A 22,858-nucleotide genomic window follows, 5' to 3' on the forward strand; every position below is an offset into this window, starting at 1 on the left:
GCCCGGCGACTGCGCCTTGACCTACCGTTGTCCCCCGGCCTGCTGGCGCTCGATCTTCGTTGACCGACGGGGCTGCCCACTCGACTGTGTTCACGGTGGGCCTGAATAGCCTCTTGCAGCGAGCGTGCCAAACCTCATCCGCGACTGTATTCACAACCCCGCACTCGCCGACGATCCCAGTGGGAGCGGGCCTGACCGCGAAACCGCCGGCTCAGCCACCGCAAGCTGACCAGCCTCCTGCGCTGTTTCGCAAGCACCGCCAACTGCCTTGCGATGGTGCGATCACCCCGCCTGCGGCTTCATAAAAGTGCAGTCGTTCAACGTAAGACCGTCATCGCGAGCAAGCTCGCTCCCACATAGGGTGGGGCTCAATTCGGAATCCACCGCAACTCCCCTGTGGGAGCGAGCTTGCTCGCGATAGCAGTGGATCAGCTTGAAGGGTTATCGGCGGTCCTGGTCACCATCGCCACGATACTGGCCAACAACTCTTCCTTCGCCTCGTCAGCGCTGATTTCCCCAGTGGCGGCGGCGTTGGACAATGCTTCCGCCGCTCCCAGCATCGCCCGCAAACCGGCCTGGGTGACGCCCTTCGTGCCGGCGAACGGCTCCAGCACCGCGCGACACTTGTCGAGGAAAATGCCCTCGTATTCGCGCTTGATACGTTCCAGCTCCGGCGAGCTGGTCAACGCTGCAATTACCCCGGGAATCTCTCGACCTTGCAACAACACGCATTCGACGTAGGAAGAAGCGATCACCGCCGCGCGGCTTTGCAAGGTGGCCTCACTGGCATCCAGGGCCGCATCCATCAGTGCGGTCTGACGGGCATCAAAATCCTGGTAAAGCGCCGCCAGCAGCCCAGACCGGGTAATGAAGTGGTTGTAGACGATGGGTTTGGTCACCCCCGCCTGGTCCGCCAGCCGCGCCAAGGTCAAGGCGTCGCTGCCCTCCTCGCGCACCAGTCGCCAGGCGGCATCCAGCAATTGGCGCTGCCGGTCGTGCCGGGATAAACGACGACGAGGTGAAGCCTGCGAATGTTCGTCAGTGCTTGACATGCTAACTTTACCAACCGTAACTTACTAAGCGTAACTTAAGCATACCTGTCATCAAGACCTCGTGACCAGAAGGAGTTTCGCCATGCATGCACTCATCGTTGTGGCTCACCACGATCCGCGCTCCCTCACCCACAGCCTGGCCGGAAAAATCGCCGAGGGCATTACCCGCGCCAACCCTGCCGATACGTTCGAGATCGCCGACCTGGCTGCCGAAGGCTTCGATCCGCGCTTCAGCTTCGCCGACCACGCCGTGCACCATCGCGAGGCCTTGCCGCCAGCGGATGTGCTGGCCGAACAAGCCAGAATCGACCGTGCCGACGCGTTGGTGTTGGTCTATCCGATTTATTGGTGGTCCATGCCGGCACTGCTCAAGGGCTGGATCGACCGGGTGTTTTCCAACGGCTGGGCGTTCGATTTCAGCCTCGACAAGCCGTTTATCCAGAAGCTGCAGCACCTGCGGGTCCATTTGGTGGAAGTCGGTGGCGCCGATGCCGACAGCTTCCAGCGCCACGGCTACGGTGAGGCGATGACCACGCAGATCGACCATGGCATTTTCGGTTATTGCGGTGCCCGGGTAGTGAGTTCCCAGCGTTTGCTCGACTCGGAAACCGCCGATCCGCAACAGCATTTGCAGGCCGCCGGCGTTATCGGCCAGCGGTTATTCGCAACACTCGACGAAACCATCCATGCGCCCGCATGCGCTTGAGCTCAGAGCGCGCGACCACGGGCGGCCGACAGTGTCGCGTCACGCCCATAGATATCCGGGACGTACACCGCCTGGCCCTGGCTGTCCGCTTGTGCTGTCCAGTAGCCCAGCAGGATCGGCACGGGCCGGGCCAGCCTGAACTCGTGGGTCGACTCACTGGCCAGCAGCGTGTCGGTGCGTGCGCGTTCGGCCGGGCTTACCAGGAGGTCGCGCAGGTGCATCACTTGCTCGATCCGCACGCAGCCTGAACTGAATGCCCGCGGGCCTTTACTGAACAACGCCTGGCTTGGTGTGTCATGCAGGTACACCGAAAACGGATTGGGAAAACGGATCGCTATTTTGCCCAACGGGTTCTTCGGACCTGGATCCTGACGCAACATGAGGTTGCCCGGGTGCTCCCAGTCGATGTCTTGCGCCAGCAACGGCAGCCCATCACCATCGAGAATCCTCAGGTTGTGGCGGCTGAGAAACTCCGGATCCCGGCGGATCTCGGGCAGTTTGTCTTCGCGCATGATGGTCGGCGGAATGGTCCAGGTCGGGTTGAGTGTCAGTCGGGTGACGTGGGATTTGAGCAGCGGCGTCTGCCGTTGCGCACGGCCCACCTGGGTGCGGGTTTGCCAGACCGGCGCGCCACCCTGGTAAACCGTCAACTGCGCCGCTGCCACGTTGACCAGGACGCTGTCGGTCTCCACGTCCTGGGCGAGCCAGCGCATGCGCTCCAGGTTGATGCGCAACTGCTCGCGGCGCATGGCCGGGCTGATGTTCAGCTCGGTGACGGTCCATGGTCCCACCACACCATCGGCCTGCAACGAATGCTGGGCCTGGAAGCTCTTCATCGCCTCCACCAGCACGGGGCTGTAATGCTCGTCGCTCACCTGCGGCGGCGTACTCAGGTAACCCTCGTTGAACAGTCGTTGGGCCAGGGCGGGTACGCGGGCGTCCTGTTTATCCGGTTGCAGCAACGGCCCGCCCGGCACCGCTTGCCATTCGGCTAAAGGCTGTTGCCGCAATCGGGCATAGAGGCCGCGCAGGTTGCGGTAGAGGTCCAGGTTCGGTCGTGCCTGTTCAAAAGCGTCGGCCAGGCTCTGCAAGCCCAGCCCGGCGATGGCCAGCACCACGGCCGGGTGGTCCTGTGGCGGTGGGTTGGCCTTCCACACCGGTTCCAGCCGGTCTTGAGGCAGGTAGCCGAAACGCAGGTCATGCAAGGCTTGCAGGTAGCGCTGGCTGATGGCGATGTCGGCACAATGAGGGCCTTGGAGCGCCCCCTCGACCGGCAAGCCATAGCGCGCGGGATCGAGGCCGTCATCGGCCAGTTGTTGCAACTGGACCTGCAACGCCCCCCGTCGTTCGTCGTTCGACCAGACTTCCTGGCCTGCGTTTTGCTGATAGAACGCCTGCAAGTCGAGCAGCGTCGGAAACCCGACACCCACTGTGACGGCCGGGCATGCGACCGCCAATTGCGCCAGGGTGGTCTGCACGAGTGCCGGATCGCTGTCTTCGGCTGTGGCGACCAATGGCGCAGTGAGCAATAAAAGGCTCAGGTAACATGCGGACTTTTTGAACAACTGCTTTACTCCAATCCATGGCCGTCTCATTGACGGTGAATTTTGCGACAGGTACGACCCGCCATCATGCAGACAAACGAAATCGGACGGGATGCCGCGAACGAACACCACGTTGGAACCCCTTCGCCTGTATCGGGCTTTTTGCGCCGACTCTGCCTGGTCATGCTGGGCCTGGGCATCATTTGCAGCCCGGCGCTGGCCGAAAAAAAGGCAAAGTCGCAGACGCTTTACCACAGCCTCGCCCAGGCGGCACCGGAACTCAATCCCCTGGCGCTCAAAAGTGCCTTGAGCGCTATGCAATGCGCGGTCGCCAATGGCGCCGGCCAGGCCCGTCACCTGGCGGTGATCGACTACTCGCAACCGTCCACGGCCCGGCGTTTGTGGATCTTCGACTTGCGCCAGAAAAAACTGGTACTGCGCGACCTGGTGGCCCATGGGCAGAAATCCGGGGAAAATTTCGCCACGCAATTCTCCAATCGCCTGGGCAGCTATCAGTCGAGCCTGGGGCTGTTCCGTACCCAGGAAAGCTACCAGGGCACCCACGGCTATTCACTGCGCATGGACGGCCTCGAACCGGGCTTCAATGACCTGGCCCGTGACCGGGCGATCGTGATCCATGCCGCCGACTACGTGAATCCGCTGTGGAGCGTGCGCCAGGGGCGTATCGGGCGCAGCCAGGGTTGCCCGGCCGTGCGCCCGCAAGTGGCGCGGCAGGTGATCGACAAGCTCAAGGGCGGCCAATTCATGTTCTCCTGGTACCCGGATCCGGGCTGGCTCAAGCGTTCGGCGTATCTCAACTGCCAGCCGCAACAGATGGCGAGCATTCTGTCTAGCAGCGGTGGCTGAACAGGCCGTTGCTGCGCAACTGAGCGGGAGCAAGCTCCCGCGCCACAGGTTAAAATGCCGGTCTTTCGAATCGCCGGCCTTGCCTGATGACCCCTCAAGTTCTAAATGATCTGCAGACCCATTTGCTGACAGCCCTGGCCTCCCCGCCGGAAGAAACCCGCCGTTTGTTCCATGGTCGCGGCCGGTGCTGGCCAGGGTTGGAGCACATCACCGTCGACTGGCTGCAAGGGATTGTGCTGGTTTCGTTGTTCAAAGAACCGGAACCAGTGCAGTTGGATGACCTGATGTCCATACTGCTCGCTCTCGCCGCCTCGCCCGCGTGGAAAAACAGCGGCGCCCATACCCTCGCCGTGCAACACCGCTACCTGCCCCAGAGCCTCACCCAGTGGCTGGTGGGCGACCCCATCGACGAATGGACCCTGACCGAAGGTGGCCTGCGCTATCGGATCGACTTGGGCAGGAAACAGAACAACGGCCTGTTCCTCGACATGCGCTACGGTCGCGACTGGGTGCGGGCCAACGCCAGTGGCAAGCGGGTACTGAACCTGTTCGCCTACACCTGCGGCTTCTCGGTGGCGGCCATCGCCGGCGGTGCGCGGCATGTGGTCAACCTGGACATGTCGCGCGCGGCCCTCAGTCGAGGCCGTGACAACCATCGCCTGAACGGCCATGACCTTGGCCAGGTGAGCTTCCTCGGCCATGACCTGTTCAAATCCTGGGGCAAGGTGATCAATAGCGGGCCGTATGACCTGGTGATCATCGACCCGCCGACCTTCCAGAAAGGCAGCTTCCTGCTGACCAAGGACTACCAGCGGGTCCTGCGCCGCCTACCGGAACTGCTGACGGCCGACGGCACGGTCCTGGCCTGCAGCAATGACCCGGCCACCGGCCCGGACTTCCTCATCGACGGGGTCACCCGCGAAGCCCCCGGGCTGACGTTCGAGCAGCGGCTGGCCAACCCACCAGAGTTTCCCGATGCCGACGTGCAATGTGGCCTGAAGGCGCTGGTCTTCAAAGCGGCAGCACCGGCCACCAGGCGGTGACCAGGCTCCTGGTCACCCGGCGTACCAGGGCCTCGACCTCCCGGCTCTTGACCGAGCGGTAGACGGCCATGGTGCGGCGCAACTGATCCTCGTTGAGCGTCACCGGCTGGCCGCCCCTCCAATCCACATCGGCAACGGCTTCGAGCCCCGTGCGCCGCCAGACGATCCGCTCGCCTTCGGTGACCGGCTCCAAGGGGCTGGGTAATTCGGGGTCCGGCGAAACCAGGTTATCCAGCATGACCTGGGGCCAGCGGGACGGATCGATAGGCTCGCTGAAGGCGTTCACCAGGTCGTCATCGACCATTTCCCAGATCGCCAGTCCATCGGTCCATTCGCGGGACATCAGGCCCAGGTAAGGCCGCCAGGTCATCTCGCCGGTACGCGGGGTTTGATCGTTGCTGTCGAAGGTATCCTGGGCGTCGCTGAGCCATTCGATGAACGCCTCTCGGCTCATCTGCGCATGGCGCTGCAAGGGATCGATATAGCGATCCATCAGCGCGAAGTCCCAATGGGAGAGGTGTTCGGCCAGGAAACTCGCGAACGGCGCCCCGTCCCGGGACAGTCGTGCACGCATCACCGACTCGAACATCGTGAAGTGCAGCTCCAGCTCGCCGATGTCCGGCTGCTCCCTGTCTTGGCTGCGGATTTGCAAACGCGTGCGCAGTTGGCGAAGTTGCACATCGAAATCGCCAATCAAGGTGGGCAGGCGGCCATAGACATTTCCATAACCGATAAAGTGCTGCAGAACGGCCCCGGCCCTCTGGCGAACGCCGAACGCCAGCCCGGCTGGGGAATCCTCGTCAGCTTCGCGGACGCGGCCAGAAAACCAATCGATGAACCCCCGCATCCCGGGATCGTCACGGGCGACCTCCAGTGCCCTTTGGAGCGAGGCAGAAATATAGAGCCACTCGTCGACGGTGTAGTGAAACGCCTCGGGAAACACATTGCGCAGGGCATTGATCTGGGCGCTGGGCAAGGGGTTGTCGTCAAGCCAGACCCCAAGTGTGTCAAGGCTCCGCAAACGGTTGAGCGCAGGGAGCAGGTCATCCTGGATAGAGGTGATACGGTTGCCGCTGAGGTCAACGACGAACGTGTCGGAAATGAACACATCGGAATGCCTGGCCAGCACCGCCAAGGCCAACGAGGGCACCCGATCCAGGCCGGTCCTGCCCAGCTCCAGCGTCATCAGGTTTGCAAGCTCGGGGAGCTCCGGCAGGTCCCGGCAGTTGTTTTCACTCAGGCGCAGTTCCTGCAAAGCGGTGGCGCTGCGCAGGAAGGCGCTGCCCTCCTCGTCCAGCCGCAGGCCGCAGCGTGCCAGGTTCAGCGCCCGCAGGTCGGGCAATGTGGCAGTCAGGGCCTGCAACTGCTCGGGCGTGAAATCCAGGTTGTCGGTCCAGATGACTTCACGCAGGGACGGTAGCCCAGCCAGGCTGCCAATGGCGGCAAGCACCTCGGCGTTGGTTCCCGATGCCGCGCCGCTGCTGATCCCGGACACGTCCAGGGTCCATAACGGGATCGAAGGATCATCGCCCAACAGAGGGACAAACACATCCGCGCTCAAGTGCAACGGGTTGCGGGCCAATGACAGATCCACCAGCGCCCGCAACTCACCTACCGCTATGGGGACGGCCGTGAGGTGATTGCCCCGCAGGTTCAGCGATTCGATGCCGGGGAACATGCGCAGGAAGTCTGAAGGATCCTCGACCAGCTCCAGATTGGCCAGCACCATTGATTCGATGTGCTCGAAACGAACCGGGATGGGGGGCAGCCGGCCGACGTTGATGTTTTCTATCCGCAATACCAACTCTGCGCCCTCCCTGCCCGGGTCAGGCGCGCGCTGCCAGGCCCGGCGAATTTCCCTCGCAATGACCTGGCGCTGCGCGACCAGCGCCTCACGGTCCAGAACCTGTTCGGCGGGATGATGAAAGCCTTCCTGGTCGACCCATTGGCGCAGCCCCTCGTCCAGGGTGGTCCATTCGTGCTCCAGGCGGGTGATCACATCGTTGAGGCTGATGCCCTCGAGCCCGGCCTGTTCGGTCAGGCCAAGCTGCAGCCGTTCCAGTGCATTTCCCGCGTGGGCGGGATAGAGCCGCTCCAGACGCTGACGCAGGCTGCCTTGCCACTCCTGCAACGGCAGTCGGCCACGGCCGCTGAGCGGGTAAACCAGGTGTCCGTTCAGCCATTGCGGACGAGACCCGAGGCTGCCCAGGTGACGCATCGCCAAATACGGACGCAGGGCTTGCCGGTCTTCCAGGGCCTGTGCCAGCAGTTGGCTGCGCAGCCGCTCCGTCTCCCAGATGTTCAGGCCCAGGGCGCTGCGAGCCTCGTCCGGCATGGCCCTTAGCAGCGCAGCCTCCAGGGCCACGGCGTTCGCCAGTTCTTCGCCGGTTTCGTCGAAGGGTCGATACAGTTCACCTTCCTGGCGGATGACTTTCAGCGGCCCGGCGTCCCCTAGCCCGATCGGATCCGCCAGCTCGCGCAACCACAGCCGAAGGTGCAGACGCCCGCGGAGAGTGGGCATATCCGCCAGCAGCCCCATGATGACGCGATCCCGATCGACGCTGCTTTCGCCACGCTCCAAGGCGCGCAGCGCACGACTCAAACGCAGCTCACGCAACGCTTCGGCCGCCTGCCTGCCGAGCTGCCCGGCCACCCGACCCTCGAGCAAGCGCAGCCGGTCGTTGCCTGTCACATCGCGAACGAGCTCGTTGGCGATGGATTCAGGCAGGTTCGGGAATGCCTGGACCAAGGGCACGGCCAGTGGATCGAGCCGGGTGGACCTGCCCATGGCCATCGTCACCCGCCTGGCGTCACGCTCCAGGCGTACGGCCCAACGGTCGGCCAACAGGCGACTTCGCTCCAGCGGTGGCAAACCGATACTGCTTTGCCCCAGCAGTACGGTTTGCTCGTCGCTGCTCAAGCCTTCCAGGATGCGAGCGGCCCAGGCGTCATGGGCCAGGTCGGTTTTCGTCAGGAGGATGGAGCGGGTGTCGGCCGTATCGCCTACGGGGTAGAGATTGACGCCATCGTGGTAGCGCAAGGTCATGTCTTCCGGCCAGCCCGGCAACTCCACGAGGGTCTGGACAATGCGAAAATGCCTCCCTTGTGGCGCTTCGCCACGGCGCAGGCGTTCGATGGTGTGTCGCACCCATTGCCAGTTCCGCGCCTCGTCCAGGGCATCGGCCAATATGGCCGGCATTGGCCGCGCCTCCACTTGCAGATAGCGCAAATGCGCGTCGCCGATACCGACCTGGCGTTGCACGGCCAGGATCGTAGGGTCGTCGAGTTCCGCGGGCGTCTCGGTGAAAGTTCGCAACAGCTCCAGGCCATTTCGCTGCAAGGGGTTGCGATGCGCCCACTGCCAGCCTCGCGTGCGGTTCCATTCCAGCGGCGGCGCAACGCCTGTATGCCCGGGAGGCAGGCGCAGATTCACGTTGTCCCGCGTGCCTTGCACTTCGAAGTAACGATCCTCGATCCGCACCCAGGCCTCGTCAGCCGTGCGCCAGACACCCCAGGCGTCCTGCTCGGCGTCAACGGGAGGCAAACGCTGTGCTTCAAAGGGGCGCATGTCGCCATTCCACAACCGGGTGGTGCCATCAGCCACGGGCATGGGCTCGATGGCTGCGCCAATGAAGCCCAGGTAAGCGCCCTGGGCCACCCCGAACAACGCGTTGAAGATATGCTCGATACCTTCTTGCGCGTGACCTTCATTGAACGCCTGGATCCCTTCGAAGATTTCATACACCAGGCGCACCCCACCTACTGCGGCGGCAACCAGGCCCACCGGTGCGCAGAACGGGAAAAAGGTCGCGGCGACCATCAGCGAACGCTCGACCAGGCTTTCCCAGTATTCGAGGCGAGCCAGCAGCGCCCGCCAGTCCTGATCCCGGGTCGGAACCATCAAGGCCGAGGCGTTGGCCAGGGTATGACCACGCCATTCGTGGTAGGTGGCGTGCCAGGGATCCTCGCGCAGGTCATCCAGGCCCCAGGCCACCTTGGGCGTGGGGATCCGAATGCGTCGAGGGTTGCCGTCCTCGCCTCGCTCGCCCTCGCGCCACCCGGTGATTCGGGCATGGATTTCCTGGAAAAGATTGAGGTTGTCCGTGACCTCCCACTCCACCTGATCGTGCAGGGCCGACCCCAGGCTGGCCTGCAGACGCAGCGGCAGATAACGCAACAGGGTCTGGCGGTAACTGCGTTTGCGGACCCGTTCGGTCAGCTCGGCCGACAGTGCCTGCAGGCTGGGAAACTGTTTGAGCGGTGCCACCGCATCATGGGGCATGTGCAGCACGATCGGGCGAACACCCTTGGCATCCCCTGCCAGCCCCCAGTACACCCGAGCGCCGAACAGCGGTGCCGACAGCAACGCCAACGCCTTGACCTCGCAGGCCAGGGGCGCCACGGGCCGATCTTCCAACTGGACGCCGACGTGGGCCAGCAAGCGCTCACCGGTGTTGTCCAGGCGACCATCCAGCTTCGCCTCGTAGGCGTCATAGGTGAGCTGGCTGCGTGCATAGGCCATATAGGCCGTGGCGACGACGGGCACTTGATGGCCGATACGCGGCAGCCGCCATTCGAGCGAGCGCCGATAGGCCCCGCCCACATCGATGCTGCGGCACAGGCGAGCAAAACTGGCCGGGGTCATGGGCAGCGGCGTGGTGTCCGTCGGGGCGCCCCAACGATAGAACTCCCCGGGCTTGCCCTTGATGAAAAGCTCGCCCTTTTGATCGAACGCGCTGCCGGTGACTGCATCGTCGGGAGGGTAGTTGCGCATGGCCGCTTCGACGACCGACAGCGAGGGATCCGTGATGAACGAGCTGCGTCGGACCCTTGCCCGACGTAGCGCCTCCGCGATATCACCGCGGCCATTGACCTGGCTCCAGCCTTGCACCTGCGGCTGCACCTTGAGCAGATCGAGGGTAAAGGCATAGGGCGTCGGCAGGTCCTTGAGCAATGCGTTGAGTGCGTCGCTGTCGTGTTGCAGTTGCCGGGTGAGTACCCTGAAGCGCTCCTGCTGGGGCCGTGGGGCTCGTTTCAGCCAGGCGGGCAGCCTGGCCTGGATAAACTCGACATGGTTATCGAGGGTAGACATGGTGGAACCTCCATCCTTGGGGGCGATTGGGTATTCGACAAGTAACGTACGCTGAATAGATGCGAGCCCGATGCTCTAAGAAATGGCCCTCTTTTGAAACCGTCCAACCATTGCAAGGGGTTGCGCGAACGGGGGCCGGCAAACGGCTACACCACCAGCGTCAACCACGCCGACACCAGCAGTAACACCGCCATGCTGCGATTGAAGCGTCCCATCGCCACGGCTGAGCGACAGAACCTGGCGGCCCCCAAGCCCAGGTAGGCCCAGACGGTCATGCAGGGAATGGAAATCGCGAAAAATGCCAGGGACAGCCAAAGGACCCGGACCGTCCGGTCGGCCTCGGCGCCAGCAAACACGCTGACCACCGCCAGCGCCATCATCCAGGTCTTGGGGTTCACCAGTTGCAACCCGGCGGCCCCCACCAGGCCCAGTCGCGGGCCTTCAACCGGACGGTCCGGGTCAATGGCCTGGGCCGGGGCGCTGAAAATCTGCCAAGCCATCCAGCTCAACCAGGCAATACCGGCCCATGAGAGCAATGTTTGAATCGTGGCATGGCGCGCGAGCACATCCCCCAATCCGGTGCCGACCAGGAGCACCAACAAGGCTGCCGCCGCGCACGCGCCGAGGATGATCGGCAAGGTGGTGGCCAGGCCGAAGCGCGAGCTATGGCTCAGCACCAGAATATTGGTCGGGCCCGGGGTGATGGAGGCGACAAAGGCGAACAAGGCAAACGGCAGTAACTGGTCCATGGAGCAACTTCTCGGTGAATGATCGTCACTCGATCATCCCCACGAAGGCCCGCTCAGTCTGGAACAATTGAGCAGCGCTTGCGGTAGTCCGCCGGGCTCAGGCGATAGGCACGCTGGAACCAGCGCCCCAAGTGGCTCTGGTCGGCAAAACCGAGCATGGCCGCCACCGTCCCGGCGCTCTCGCCAGAGGCCAGCAAGCGCCGGGCGCGGGCCAGGCGCAACTGGATCAGATAGGCATGGGGAGCCAGGCCGAAAGCGGCCTTGAATGCACGGCTCAGGCGAAAACGATCCACACCGGTGACCCGCGCCAGGTCGTCCAGACCGATGTCGTCGCTCAGGTGGCTGTGCAGGTAATCCCGGGCCTGCTGCGCCACCAATGGCAACCGCGGATCCGGGTTGATCCGCGCCCGCCAGTGAAGGTGTCGGGTCAGGTTGGCCAATAAGGTATCGAGGGCCGTCTGGCGCACGATGCGGATTTCCTGCTCATGCAGGCTCTGGAAGGCCAGGGCCGTGGCACTCGCCAGCCGCGCATCGTCGGTCAGGGTGGCGGCGAATCCCAATTGGGCGTTGTCCGGCGCCACGTCGAACAAGGAACGCAACTCGCGCTCCAGCCATTGGGGTTCCAGGTACAACGTGCGGTAGGTAAACCCGTGGTCGTGGGGCGCGTTGCCGTCATGCAACTCGCCGGGCTCAAGCAGGAACACCTTGCCCGGCGTGCTGTTGTGCTGCTGGCGGCGGCAATGAAACTGCTGCACACCCTGCTCGGTTACGCCCACCAGGTAGGTGTCATGCCAATGGGGATCATAGGCATGCCCCTTGAAATGCGCACGCACGGTCTCGATACCGGACGTGGCGTCCTGCTTGAGATCGATCCAGTTGCGCGCCGTCATGAGCCGCCTCGTTTTGTGTACCCGACCGAAGCAGATTAACCGCTCGCAGGGATGACGTCTGGAAGATTTGTGCAATTCCCGGTGGGAGCGGGCTTGCTCGCGAAGGCGGTGTATCAGCCAACCCATGCATCGACTGACACACCGCCTTCGCGAGCAAGCCCGCTCTCACAGGTTATCAGCCTCGTCCTCAGCGTCAGGCTTGCGGGGTTATAGGCAGCACCGCCTCCATTGCCAGCCGCGCCAATTCCGCATCCTGCTCGGCCCTGACCCCGGACACGCCAATGGCGCCGATGCATTGACCGTCATGACGGATCGTCACCCCACCTTCAAGCATGCCCTGCAGGTGCGGAGCGCTGAGAAACGCGTAGCGCCCACCATTGATCATGTCTTCGAAAACCTTGCTGTCGCGCCGGCCCATGGCGGCCGTGCGGGCTTTTTCCGTCGCAATATAGGCCGATAACGGCGAGGCATCGTCCAGGCGCAACAGCCCGAGAGGATGACCGCCGTCGTCCACCACACAGACCGAAACGGCCCATTGGCGCTGGTGCGCCAGCTCCTTGGCCGCCACCAGCAATTGCGCAACGTCCTGCTCAGTGAGTACCGCTTTGGTCTTCATGAATCACTCCGTGTTGTGCAGCAGCAAGCCCGCAAGACAATCAGACACCCGCCCAGCAGGTCCAGGAATACTTCGTTCTGCGAACCATAGCGCACCTGCAGCCGTTCGATGAAGCCCCGGATGCCAGCGGCCTGCGATCGTCCACCGGCCACTAATGGATCCACTAAGCAAGCCAATCATCCATTTATCCAGCAAAACCGTTGACAACGAAATTAGTTAAGAGAGTTAATGGATCCACAGACAAGAACAACATCCGCTTGGAGATCCGTCATGTACCCCAAAAACGCCTGGTACGTTGCCTGCACCCCCGATGAAATCGCCGACAAACCCCTGGGCCGGCAGATTTGCGGTGAAAAGATGGTTTTTTACCGAGGGCATGAAGGTAAGGTCGCAGCCGTGGAAGACTTCTGCCCCCACCGTGGCGCCCCGCTCTCTCTGGGCTACGTCGAGAATGGCAACCTGGTGTGCGGCTATCACGGCTTGGTGATGGGCGGTGATGGCAAGACCGTCGAGATGCCAGGGCAACGGGTACGAGGATTCCCCTGCAACAAGACCTTTACGGTGCAGGAACGGTATGGCTTCATCTGGGTCTGGCCCGGTGATCAGGCGCTGGCCGACCCGGACCTCATCCATCATCTGGAGTGGGCCGAAAGTGATGAATGGGCCTACGGTGGCGGTCTGTTCCATATCCAGTGCGACTATCGCCTGATGATCGACAACCTGATGGACCTGACCCACGAAACCTATGTCCACGCCTCGAGCATCGGCCAGAAGGAAATCGACGAGGCGCCACCAGTGACCACCGTCGAAGGCGATGAAGTGGTCACCGCCCGGCATATGGAAAACATCATGGCTCCGCCGTTCTGGCGCATGGCCCTGCGTGGCAACAACCTGGCCGACGACGTGCCGGTGGACCGCTGGCAGATCTGCCGCTTCACCCCGCCCAGCCATGTGCTGATCGAAGTGGGCGTGGCCCATGCTGGCAACGGCGGTTATCACGCCGCGCCGCAGTTCAAGGCGTCGAGCATCGTGGTGGATTTCATTACACCGGAAACCGAGACCTCGATCTGGTATTTCTGGGGCATGGCCCGGCACTTCCAGCCGCAGGATGAAGCCCTCACCGCGTCCATTCGCGAAGGCCAAGGCAAGATTTTCAGCGAAGACCTGGAAATGCTCGAACGCCAGCAGCGCAACCTGCTGGACCATCCGCAACGCAACTTGCTCAAGCTCAACATCGATGCCGGCGGCGTGCAGTCCCGGCGGGTGCTGGAGCGCTGGATCGCACGGGAGCGCGAACCTCAGGCCGGCTTGATCGCCAGCAGCCAACAGCCACAGCTGGCGGAGCAACGGCCATGATCGAAGTCCAGGTCGCGGCGCGACACAGCGAAGCCCTCGATATCTGCAGCTACGAGCTGACCCGTGTCGACGGCGAGCCATTGCCGGCCTTTACCGCTGGCGCCCATATCGATGTGCACTTGCCCGACGGGCTGATTCGCCAGTACTCGCTGTGCAATCATCCCGAGGAACGGCATCGCTACCTCATTGGTGTGCTCAAGGACCCGGCGTCCCGTGGTGGTTCGCGCAGCCTGCATGAGCTGATCCAGCCAGGCATGCGCTTGCACATCAGCGAACCACGCAACCTGTTCTCGCTCGCTCCCCACGCCCGGCGCAGCCTGCTGTTTGCCGGAGGCATCGGCATTACGCCAATCCTGTGCATGGCCGAGCACCTGGCCCAGAGCGGAGCAGCATTCGAGCTGCATTATTGCGCCCGCTCCCGAGACCGTGCTGCCTTTGTCGAACGCCTGCGCCAGGCCCCTTACGCTGACCGGGTGTTTCTGCATTTCGATGAAGAACCAGAAACCCTGCTGGACGCCGCCAGGGTGCTGGCCGCACCCGATGACGACCTGCACCTCTACGTGTGCGGGCCCGGTGGTTTCATGCAGCACATCCTCGACACCGCCAAGGGCCAGGGTTGGCAGGAAGATCGCCTGCACCGCGAATACTTCGCCGCCGCCCCCGCCGACACTCGTGCCGACGGCAGCTTTTCAGTCAAGCTCGCCCGCACTGGCCAGGTCTTCGACGTGCCAGCGGACCGCAGCGTGGTGCAGGTGCTGGAGAGCCATGGCATCGAGATCCCGATCTCCTGCGAACAAGGCGTGTGCGGCACTTGCCTGACCCGCGTGCTGGAAGGCGTGCCGGAGCATCGGGATATGTTCCTGACCGAGGCTGAACAGGCCTGCAACGACCAGTTCACACCGTGCTGCTCCAGGTCGAAAACCCCGCTGCTGGTGTTGGATCTCTAACGCTGAATACTGTGGGAGCGAGCTTGCTCGCGATGGCGCCGGCTCTGCGGTATTAATGGCGACTGACACTCCGCTATCGCGAGCAAGCTCGCTCCCACAGGGAATTTATGGTCAATAAAAATCCTGCAATTCCTCAAAAAACCATTGTGGGAGCGAGCTTGCTCGCGATGGCGTCGGCTCTGCGGTATTGATGGCGACTGACACTCCGCTATCGCGAGCAAGCTCGCTCCCACAGGGAATTTATGGTCAATAAAAATCCTGCAATCCTCAAAAAACCATTGTGGGAGCGAGCTTGCTCGCGATGGCGTCGGCTCTGCGGCATTGATGGCGACTGACACTCCGCTATCGCGAGCAAGCTCGCTCCCACAGGGGATTTATGGTCAATAACAATCCTGCAATCCCCTAAAAAACCATTGTGGGAGCGAGCTTGCTCGCGATGGCGCCGGCTCTGCGGTATTAATGGCGACTGACACTCCGCTATCGCGAGCAAGCTCGCTCCCACAGGGAATTTATGGTCAATAAAAATCCTGCAATTCCTCAAAAAACCATTGTGGGAGCGAGCTTGCTCGCGATGGCGTCGGCTCTGCGGCATTGATGGCGACTGACACTCCGCTATCGCGAGCAAGCTCGCTCCCACAGGGAATTTATGGTCAATAAAAATCCTGCAATTCCTCAAAAAACCATTGTGGGAGCGAGCTTGCTCGCGATGGCGCCGGCTCTGCGGTATTAATGGCGACTGACACTCCGCTATCGCGAGCAAGCTCGCTCCCACAGGGAATTTATGGTCAATAAAAATCCTGCAATTCCTCAAAAAACCATTGTGGGAGCGAGCTTGCTCGCGATGGCGTCGGCTCTGCGGTATTAATGGCGACTGACACTCCGCTATCGCGAGCAAGCTCGCTCCCACAAGGGATCTCTCACAAGGGATCTGGGCAAGAGGAAATTCTGCCGTTACCTGCGACCGGGCCGAGTTACTCCGAACGCAGAATCACCGTCATCCGCTCGTCAGCCAGCGTCGAGCCGAACACTTCGGCGTAGCGCAGGGTCGCATTGGCATGCTCGCGCATGATCGCCTCGGCACGGCCGCTCTGGCGATTGATCAGTGCGTCGAACACCGAATGGTGTTGCATGTGGGCATAGTTGAAGCGGCGAAACTCGCCGGCCATGTTCTGGCGATCCACCGCCAAGGCGGTGACTGAAGCGAAAGGCAGATGATCGTTGCGAGCCAGGGCATCGGCGATCGCCGGGTTGTGGCTGCCTTCGACGATCACCTGATGAAAGCGCATGTTGAGGTCGTGATAGACCTCCAGGTCATCCTCGGTCACATAACCTTTGGCGAACAGTTCATCCCCCTGCACCAGGCATTGCTCGAGTATCGCGCGCGCCTCTTCAGACAAACCATGCTCGGCCGTCTGCCGTGCCGCCAGGCCCTCCAGCACGCCACGTACCTCCACAGCCCCGGCGATTTGCTCGGCACTGACCGAACGCACCTGAAAACCTCGCCCGCCAAAGCGCACCAGCAGCCCTTCCTGCTCCAGGGTGCGGAACGCCATGCGCACCGGCATGCGCGATACGCCGAACAGCTCAGCCGTGGGAATTTCCATCAAGCGCTCGCCAGCGGCCAGCTCGCCCGAGGCGATCATCTTGCGCAGCGCAACCAGCACCGTTTGGCCGGGCTTACTCATCCAGGCGATTCCAGAGAAAGAAGCCGTCATAGTAGAAGGCTTGGCTCAACGTGTCACGACAGTGCAAGGCCTCGATAAAAGCCGGTGGTTCAAATGCCCGCCAACTCCCGCAACTGCGCCAAAGTCTGCTCGTCCAGGGCAATCCCCTGCTCATTGGCCTTGCTGCGCTCGCGATGACGACGGTCTCCCGGCAAGCGCCGCAGCCCGACACCATGCATCTGTCTGACCAGTTCCCGGCTGCGCTCGGCGAAGTCTTGCCCGGCGGCCTTGCTGGGGTCGATCACGATCAATAACTGGCCGGTCCACGGCGTCTTGGCGCCCGGATGATTGCTCCAGTCGAACTCGAAGGAAAAGTTACCCCCGGTCAGGGCCGCCGCCAGTAGCTCGACCATCATCGACAGCGCCGAGCCCTTGTGTCCGCCAAACGGCAGGAGCGCTCCGCCTTCGAGAATCGCCTTGGGGTCGCGGGTCGGTTGACCGAGGCTGTCCACACCCATGCCCGACGGCAACAACTCCCCCTTGCGCGCAGCAATCTGCACGTCACCGTGGGCGATGGCGCTGGTGGCCAGGTCGAAGACAATCGGCTCACCGTCGGCCCGTGGTGCGGCGAAGGCAATGGGATTGGTGCCGAACAGTGGGCGATCCGCGCCATGGGGAACCACACACGTCATGCTGTTGACCACGCTCAACGCCACCAGGCCTTCGTAGGCAAACGGCTCGACATCCGGCCAGAGCGCCGCGAAGTGATGGGAGTTGCGAATGGCCAGAACGGCGATACCGGCGCTGCGGGCTTTTTCCACCAGCAATGGCCGCGCGGCGGCCAGGGCTGGCTGGGCAAAGCCGTTACCGGCATCCACCGCGACGAACCCTGAGGCCACGTCTTCGACCACCGGCACGGCCTTGCCGTTTACCCAGCCGCTGTTCAGCGTTGAGACGTAACCGGGAAGGCGAAACACGCCATGGCTATGGGCACCGTCGCGCTCGGCCCCGGCGCAGTTTTCAGCCAGGCACCGGGCGACTTCGGTCGACGTGCCATGACGCAGGAAAATCTTCTCCAGCAAGCTCACCAGAGCATCGAAGGACAGGGTGCAAGAAGCGGCATGATCGGATGGCGCAGACATCTGAAGCTCCGGAATGATTGTTGGAGGTAGCAACAGCGTGAAGGACCCACCCGGTGATTAAACACTGTTTCAGGCGCGCACTGTCAATCCTTCCCCACCGCAGATCAAAGAAGCCTGGCGTGCAATAACTATGTACCACCCTTGCCCATCCATCGTTGCCTAGCCTGAACGCTTGCGCCCTACTCGCGCCGTCTTGCGGCGCCTTGATCGAGAAGCAACGATGACCACTGAAACCAAGCCACTGCTATTTCCCGAGGTATTGAACGCCACTCGCCTGGACGAATTGACCGCCCCTCACGGGCTGACCCAGGCCGACCTCGACTGGTTGCACCATGTCTCCCTGCCCAGCCATGCGCAACGTGCGGCGCAGAGGCCGCCGATGTCCGCCGAAACGATCCTGCTCCAGGCCGAGGACAAGGCGCCGATTCCATTGGCCGGCTGCTTTATCCTCAAGGCCCTGCCAGATACCGACGGAGCCGACCTCAAGTCTGCGTTCCTTTACACGCCGGACAAGGGGATCACCCGACTCAACGACCCGCAAGCCCTCGAAAACAAGATCGATGAAATGCTGCAGGACGCCGCGGGGCGCGACGATCTGTTTCGCTACCTGTCGATTTCCCAGCGCAGCGAACTGAACAGCACGACCGACATCACACAAACCAGCCAGATCATCAACGAAGACGTTTTCAAGGCGCAGATCGAATCCATCGATTACGCCCAGAGCCTCAACGCCCTGGCCATGGTGGATGAGCTGATCAAACTGCCCACACTGACCTCGATGCTTGACCAGGCATTGAACGAGCGGCTTCCCGACTTCGATCATCGCCAGGCCCGCGTCGCCTTGCGCAAGGGTGTCCCGCTGGGCGATACCCATGCAATCCCGGTCACTCAGAGCATTGCGCTGAGCGACGCCGTGCTGGTGTACTTTCACCATCAGGGTTGGCCTGCCGGCCATGACGTCGACCTGACGCACCCCGGCACCAGTGCACACACGGCGCAACAATGGGAAGGCATCATCAAGGCAACGGCCAGGAACCTGATTCCCAAGCTCAGCCAATGCATCGATGCCTACTGGGCGGCGAACAGCCCCTTCCACCTGTCGCGCCGCCACTTTCTTGCCCGCGTCATTCGCGACGCATTGCGGGCCGCGATCCTGATCGAGCGCGAAAAAGGACAACTGACCCAGGCCCAAAGCCAGGAGCTGCTTCGACTCTTCAGGCCTTCGCGTCGGGAAGAGCCACTGCTGTTCATCGAAACGATTCGCCTCTGGGAATATGCGCCGCGTTTCGTCGAACTGGCCGGTTCGTTGATGATCAGCGGCAAGGATCATTATCTCTACACCCCCAGCCACGGCCTGCAGAAGGTCGCCGACTACCTGGGTTTCAAGGATGCGCTGCTCAAGCCCACGGCCACAGTCGAGCCCGGGCAAGCGCTCTACAACCTCTTGAGCCTGGAAGAACGCAACCGTTTTCTGCGCTTCGACCAGCCGCACGTGTCGGGCGAATCGGTGAACTTGCCAGTGGCTGAATCCCTGGCTGACGCGATCATTGCCAAACAGCTGGACAACTTGCACTACGCGTTGGAAATGTCCCGCCAGGGCGACGTCAACCTTCACTCACTCATCGACAAGGCGCTGGATATCCGCACCTTTATCAACAAGAGGTTGCTGGACCAGAAAACCGATGGGCATTGGGGCACACGACCGGCGTTTTACGGAGACTTGCGACCGTCCAGCTTCATGGCCGACCAACTGGCGAGGAAGATCAAGAGCTACACCGATGTCGAAGACACTTTTCACACCCACTTCATCAAGCTGCCGCCCGCCAACACCGCCTCGCTGCACAGCGGGCTGGACAAACTAATGCCTGAACTGACCAACGTCTTCTCACTGGGCCTGCGCGCCGAGGCCGAACTCAGAGAACGTGACGGAACGCTGCCGGCCGCCGCCCATGACTTGATCAGGAACGTTTTCGCCTACGACGGCGACTACCCGGACCGCACGCAGCGCCTGGGCGTCAGAGGCTTTCAACCAGATGTCTATGCGTTGAAGCTGACGTGCCGTACTGAAGAGCGCGTGATTTCCCTACGCCTGTCCAACTGTTTTTTAATGACCGAGCGCGGCGGCCTGGATACCCCCTACTCGGGCATGGCCATCCTTTGGTCCCCCACTGGCGGCCTACAGGCTTTTGCGAGCGTAGACCTGGCCACGGAGCAATTGAACAAAAACCTGCTGGACACTCGAACACGCTTTGCCTGGCTCTCGAACCTGGCGCCCGCTCAACGCATGCCCCACGGACGCTACCAACTCCAGGCCTATGAACTGCTGGAAGACAATGTGCTGGTGAATCGGATGAACTCGTTCATCGAACAGTTCAAGGCCGAGCGCAATTACTTGAGCACATTGAAGATCGGAGATTGGAAACTCAGCGGATCGGCGTTGCGCAACAGCCTCGACGCGTTGCTGGCTAAAGGCGCGCCCACCAACCTGAAGCGGGCCAAGGACATCGCCCAAGCCAACCGGCGGCAACAGACACTGCCCGCCTGGCTCGGTACGGCATCCCTGGAAGATCAACGCCTGCATATCGAACTGCTCGAGCAGTACAAGAACAGCGTGGCCGATGCCGATGACAAGGACTATCTCGACGGTATCGAGCCCTTGCGCACCTACGTGCATAAAAAACTCAAAGTGTTACTGAACGCACGTTTCCCTGGAAAAAACCTTGACCCCGATACCCTCCAGATCACACCGGACCTTGCCGTCGTGGGACCGGCCAGCGCCTTGACCGACTTTGCCTTGCATCATGTCGATGTGACCCGAAACGGCTTCAAGGTCTCGTCAACCTCCACGCACAAACTGCCTGACGGATTGAACGAGATGGCGGTCAGGCAAACATTATCGTCATTGGATATTCCCACCGCCTATAAAGCACAGGTCATGGACAAGCTGTCCGGCGCCGCCGCGCCGGTCTTGCAAAGGAAGCGACGGTTCCGCCGACAACTCCCCTGGCAACTGCTGCAACATGCTCACGCCCGGCACCTGCAGCAACATCTCTCCAGCAAGGCATTCGACCTGATTCGCCAGGTACTGGACATGCCGGATGCCGTCGCCCGTAGCGCGGTCGAAGGTGCCAGCGCAGTGTTTCGCCCAGTGGAACTGATCAAGACCGGCGGCGCGGCGGCGGTCAAGACCCTTGGCCTTTACCTGGTGGGTTCGAGCGCCCGGGCAACCAACCCCCTTGTTCTGTATGCCCCTTATCACTCAGGTCATTGCTTTACCGAGTTCAAGGACGAAGCGAGTGTGGTCGCGGCATTCAACACGCCCGGCGCGCTCCAGGACTTGCTGATCCATCGGCTTCCCGAGGACCAGCAAGCCCTTTTCAAGAACCTGTTCGCTTCGACACTCGGGCACCTTTCGGAAATCACCCTGGGTTCCAACCCTATCCGCACAAACCTGCTCGACACGCTGTTCGATGACAACACGAGGTTGCTGGCAGAGCTGTTGGGTTCCCAGGCACAGGACAAACGCCAATTCGACTGGAGTACCGCCTTGCACCTGTTCAGCTCGGGCATCCGGTTAGTGGGAAGACAGTTGCCGGGCAAACTGACGTTCATAGAAACGCTGTGGGAAAGCTACCAGGACTTCAAAGCGTCTTCCGAAGCCTTGCAAGCGCATGACTGGAAAACCGGCTTGTACAACTTCATCGCCGGCGCCGCAGAGATGGTCTCGCTGGGCCTGCTCAATCGCGACGATACATTCGGTCTGCTCGATCCCGTTGAACCCGCCTTGCCAAGTATCCCATCGGGGCTCAACTGGACAGACATCGCTTCCACCGGCCAACTGCGTACCGACCTGGGCGTCTTCGAAGCCACGGGCGTCAGTTTGTCCGACCTGCAAAAAAACCTGACTGAGGGAACTTACAAGGCCATAGAAGACGGCAAGCTTTATATCCCCTTGGCCGGCAAAGTCTTTCAAGTGGCAAAAGCCGGCCAAACCTGGCGAATCATCGATGAACACGGCGAGGGGCCGTTATTGAAGAAGTCCCCGGATGGCCGGACATGGGAGATCGACCCACAACGCCAAACCATCCGCTTTGGCAAGGCTGGGTCGAAGATGGCCATCACCTATAGCGACTTCAAAGCCAAAGGTTCGTTGAACATTGAAGCGCGGGGCATGACGGAAATACGCCGGAAATATCCCCATCGGGCCAATGCGATCGTGCAAGCGCTGGAGACCGCGCGACTCTACTCGTTCAATGCCCTCCACAACCTCCACCAATTCAAGCAACACGTTCTTCCGGGCTCTCGACTGGACAGCTACCTTAGATTGTTTTTTGGCGTCAGCAACGTCGATGCCAGTCTTATCAGCAAAATAGAGACAGCGATCTCACCGATATGCCAGGCATTGGCCGATCCTTCCTGGGAACTGCAAAATGCGAACCGCATCGTTGTCGGCCACCTCAAGCACCTGGAGGATAGAGCCACTGCATTCGTGCTCGAGCCGACCGCCGTTGGAAGAATCTACCTCACACAGTTCTTCTTCGACATGGGATTGGATTGGTACAAGGCCGTCGTCCCCGGCACCTTTAATGTCGACGCCCATGCCCAGGCAGCGACCTTCATCCATGAAGTCTCCCATCAGCTGTTCGATACCCTCGATATCATCTATCTGGACGCGGTACTGCCATTCCTCGACTTGATTTCGACAACGACTTATCTAGGGCAAGTGCAATACGCCAAGCAAAAGGAGCTGCAGCTCAACGGACTTTCGTTGACCACCCCCAAATCCAAACTTTTCACGCAATGGGATAGCGCAGACAACACCTACAAGAAGTTGGAGCTGCTGCCTTTATACAAAGAAACAGCCCGGGAGATCCTGAAGATCACTGGCGCCAGAACCATGGATATCGCCCGCGATGATTTTCTGGATCCGATTTTGCCGGGCAAGCGCATCGACGTCATACTCCGCAACGCCGACTCGATCACACTATTGATTTGTGAACTAGGGCGGCAACTCGATGTGAGTCCCTCCCGGCAACTTGCCGTGCCGTGAGCTGCACAAGAGGGGGATGTTGATCTTTTTTTCACGCAAAGTATGCGACGGTAGGCTACGACTGATGTTTGAGCGAAAAAAACAGGCTCATTGATGCGCAAACGCCATGACGGCAGTTCTCGGCAGCTCATGCCGAAGGT

The 22,858-nt window shown here is 61.6% G+C and carries 14 protein-coding genes; 6 read left to right on the top strand and 8 right to left on the bottom strand.

Annotation, left to right across the window (positions count from 1 at the left end; translation table 11 throughout):
* Positions 1 to 428 precede the first annotated feature (428 nt).
* Positions 429 to 1,052: a TetR/AcrR family transcriptional regulator gene (locus AB7M32_RS18985; RefSeq protein ID WP_454250945.1), complete on the bottom strand. Its 624-nt coding sequence runs from the start codon at positions 1,050 to 1,052 to the stop codon at positions 429 to 431.
* Between the two features lie 82 nt (positions 1,053 to 1,134).
* Between AB7M32_RS18985 and AB7M32_RS18990 the strand changes: the two genes are divergently transcribed.
* The gene (locus AB7M32_RS18990) at positions 1,135 to 1,758 is read left to right on the top strand and encodes an NAD(P)H-dependent oxidoreductase (RefSeq protein ID WP_454250946.1); all 624 of its coding nucleotides are present in this window, start codon (positions 1,135 to 1,137) and stop codon (positions 1,756 to 1,758) included.
* Positions 1,759 to 1,760: 2 nt separating this feature from the next.
* Here AB7M32_RS18990 and AB7M32_RS18995 read toward each other — a convergent pair whose 3' ends face one another.
* A complete protein-coding gene (locus tag AB7M32_RS18995) occupies positions 1,761 to 3,323 on the bottom strand; it encodes a L,D-transpeptidase family protein (RefSeq protein ID WP_454250947.1) in 1,563 nt (520 codons plus the stop codon).
* Positions 3,324 to 3,485: 162 nt separating this feature from the next.
* Between AB7M32_RS18995 and AB7M32_RS19000 the strand changes: the two genes are divergently transcribed.
* A complete protein-coding gene (locus tag AB7M32_RS19000; RefSeq protein WP_454252169.1) occupies positions 3,486 to 4,169 on the top strand; it encodes a murein L,D-transpeptidase catalytic domain family protein in 684 nt (227 codons plus the stop codon).
* Between the two features lie 86 nt (positions 4,170 to 4,255).
* Positions 4,256 to 5,212 carry a class I SAM-dependent methyltransferase gene (locus AB7M32_RS19005; RefSeq protein WP_454250948.1) on the top strand — a complete coding sequence of 319 codons (957 nt, stop codon included), beginning with the start codon at positions 4,256 to 4,258 and terminating at the stop codon, positions 5,210 to 5,212.
* On the opposite strand, the gene AB7M32_RS19010 is transcribed toward AB7M32_RS19005, so the two are convergent.
* The 4 genes from AB7M32_RS19010 to AB7M32_RS19025 form a co-directional block, all read right to left on the bottom strand.
* Positions 5,181 to 10,304, bottom strand: a complete 5,124-nt coding sequence (locus AB7M32_RS19010) for a dermonecrotic toxin domain-containing protein (protein ID WP_454250949.1) — start codon at positions 10,302 to 10,304, stop codon at positions 5,181 to 5,183. The genes AB7M32_RS19005 and AB7M32_RS19010 overlap by 32 nt on opposite strands.
* 146 nt (positions 10,305 to 10,450) lie before the next feature.
* A complete protein-coding gene (locus AB7M32_RS19015) occupies positions 10,451 to 11,053 on the bottom strand; it encodes a LysE family translocator (protein WP_454250950.1) in 603 nt (200 codons plus the stop codon).
* 53 nt (positions 11,054 to 11,106) lie between these two features.
* Positions 11,107 to 11,943 carry an AraC family transcriptional regulator gene (locus tag AB7M32_RS19020; RefSeq protein WP_454250951.1) on the bottom strand — a complete coding sequence of 279 codons (837 nt, stop codon included), beginning with the start codon at positions 11,941 to 11,943 and terminating at the stop codon, positions 11,107 to 11,109.
* A 193-nt stretch (positions 11,944 to 12,136) separates the two neighbouring features.
* Entirely contained in the window at positions 12,137 to 12,559 is a 423-nt protein-coding gene (locus AB7M32_RS19025; RefSeq protein WP_072405664.1) for a GlcG/HbpS family heme-binding protein, read from the bottom strand.
* 270 nt (positions 12,560 to 12,829) lie between these two features.
* Here AB7M32_RS19025 and AB7M32_RS19030 point away from each other — a divergent pair, with 270 nt between their 5' ends.
* Together AB7M32_RS19030 and AB7M32_RS19035 are read left to right on the top strand one after the other, a co-directional pair.
* Positions 12,830 to 13,915, top strand: a complete 1,086-nt coding sequence (locus AB7M32_RS19030; RefSeq protein ID WP_454250952.1) for a Rieske 2Fe-2S domain-containing protein — start codon at positions 12,830 to 12,832, stop codon at positions 13,913 to 13,915.
* On the top strand, positions 13,912 to 14,862 hold the full coding sequence (locus tag AB7M32_RS19035) for a PDR/VanB family oxidoreductase (RefSeq protein ID WP_454250953.1): 951 nt from the start codon (positions 13,912 to 13,914) through the stop codon (positions 14,860 to 14,862). The genes AB7M32_RS19030 and AB7M32_RS19035 overlap by 4 nt, the downstream gene beginning before the upstream one ends.
* 971 nt (positions 14,863 to 15,833) lie before the next feature.
* On the opposite strand, the gene AB7M32_RS19040 is transcribed toward AB7M32_RS19035, so the two are convergent.
* Together AB7M32_RS19040 and AB7M32_RS19045 are read right to left on the bottom strand one after the other, a co-directional pair.
* A complete protein-coding gene (locus tag AB7M32_RS19040; RefSeq protein ID WP_003202123.1) occupies positions 15,834 to 16,547 on the bottom strand; it encodes a GntR family transcriptional regulator in 714 nt (237 codons plus the stop codon).
* Between the two features lie 89 nt (positions 16,548 to 16,636).
* Positions 16,637 to 17,668, bottom strand: coding sequence for an Ldh family oxidoreductase (locus tag AB7M32_RS19045; RefSeq protein ID WP_454250954.1), 1,032 nt, complete (start codon positions 17,666 to 17,668; stop codon positions 16,637 to 16,639).
* A 220-nt stretch (positions 17,669 to 17,888) separates the two neighbouring features.
* On the opposite strand from AB7M32_RS19045, the gene AB7M32_RS19050 reads away from it, so the two are divergent.
* Positions 17,889 to 22,718, top strand: a complete 4,830-nt coding sequence (locus tag AB7M32_RS19050; RefSeq protein ID WP_454250955.1) for a dermonecrotic toxin domain-containing protein — start codon at positions 17,889 to 17,891, stop codon at positions 22,716 to 22,718.
* Positions 22,719 to 22,858 lie beyond the last annotated feature (140 nt).

Source organism: Pseudomonas sp. R151218B TE3479, from assembly GCF_053629195.1.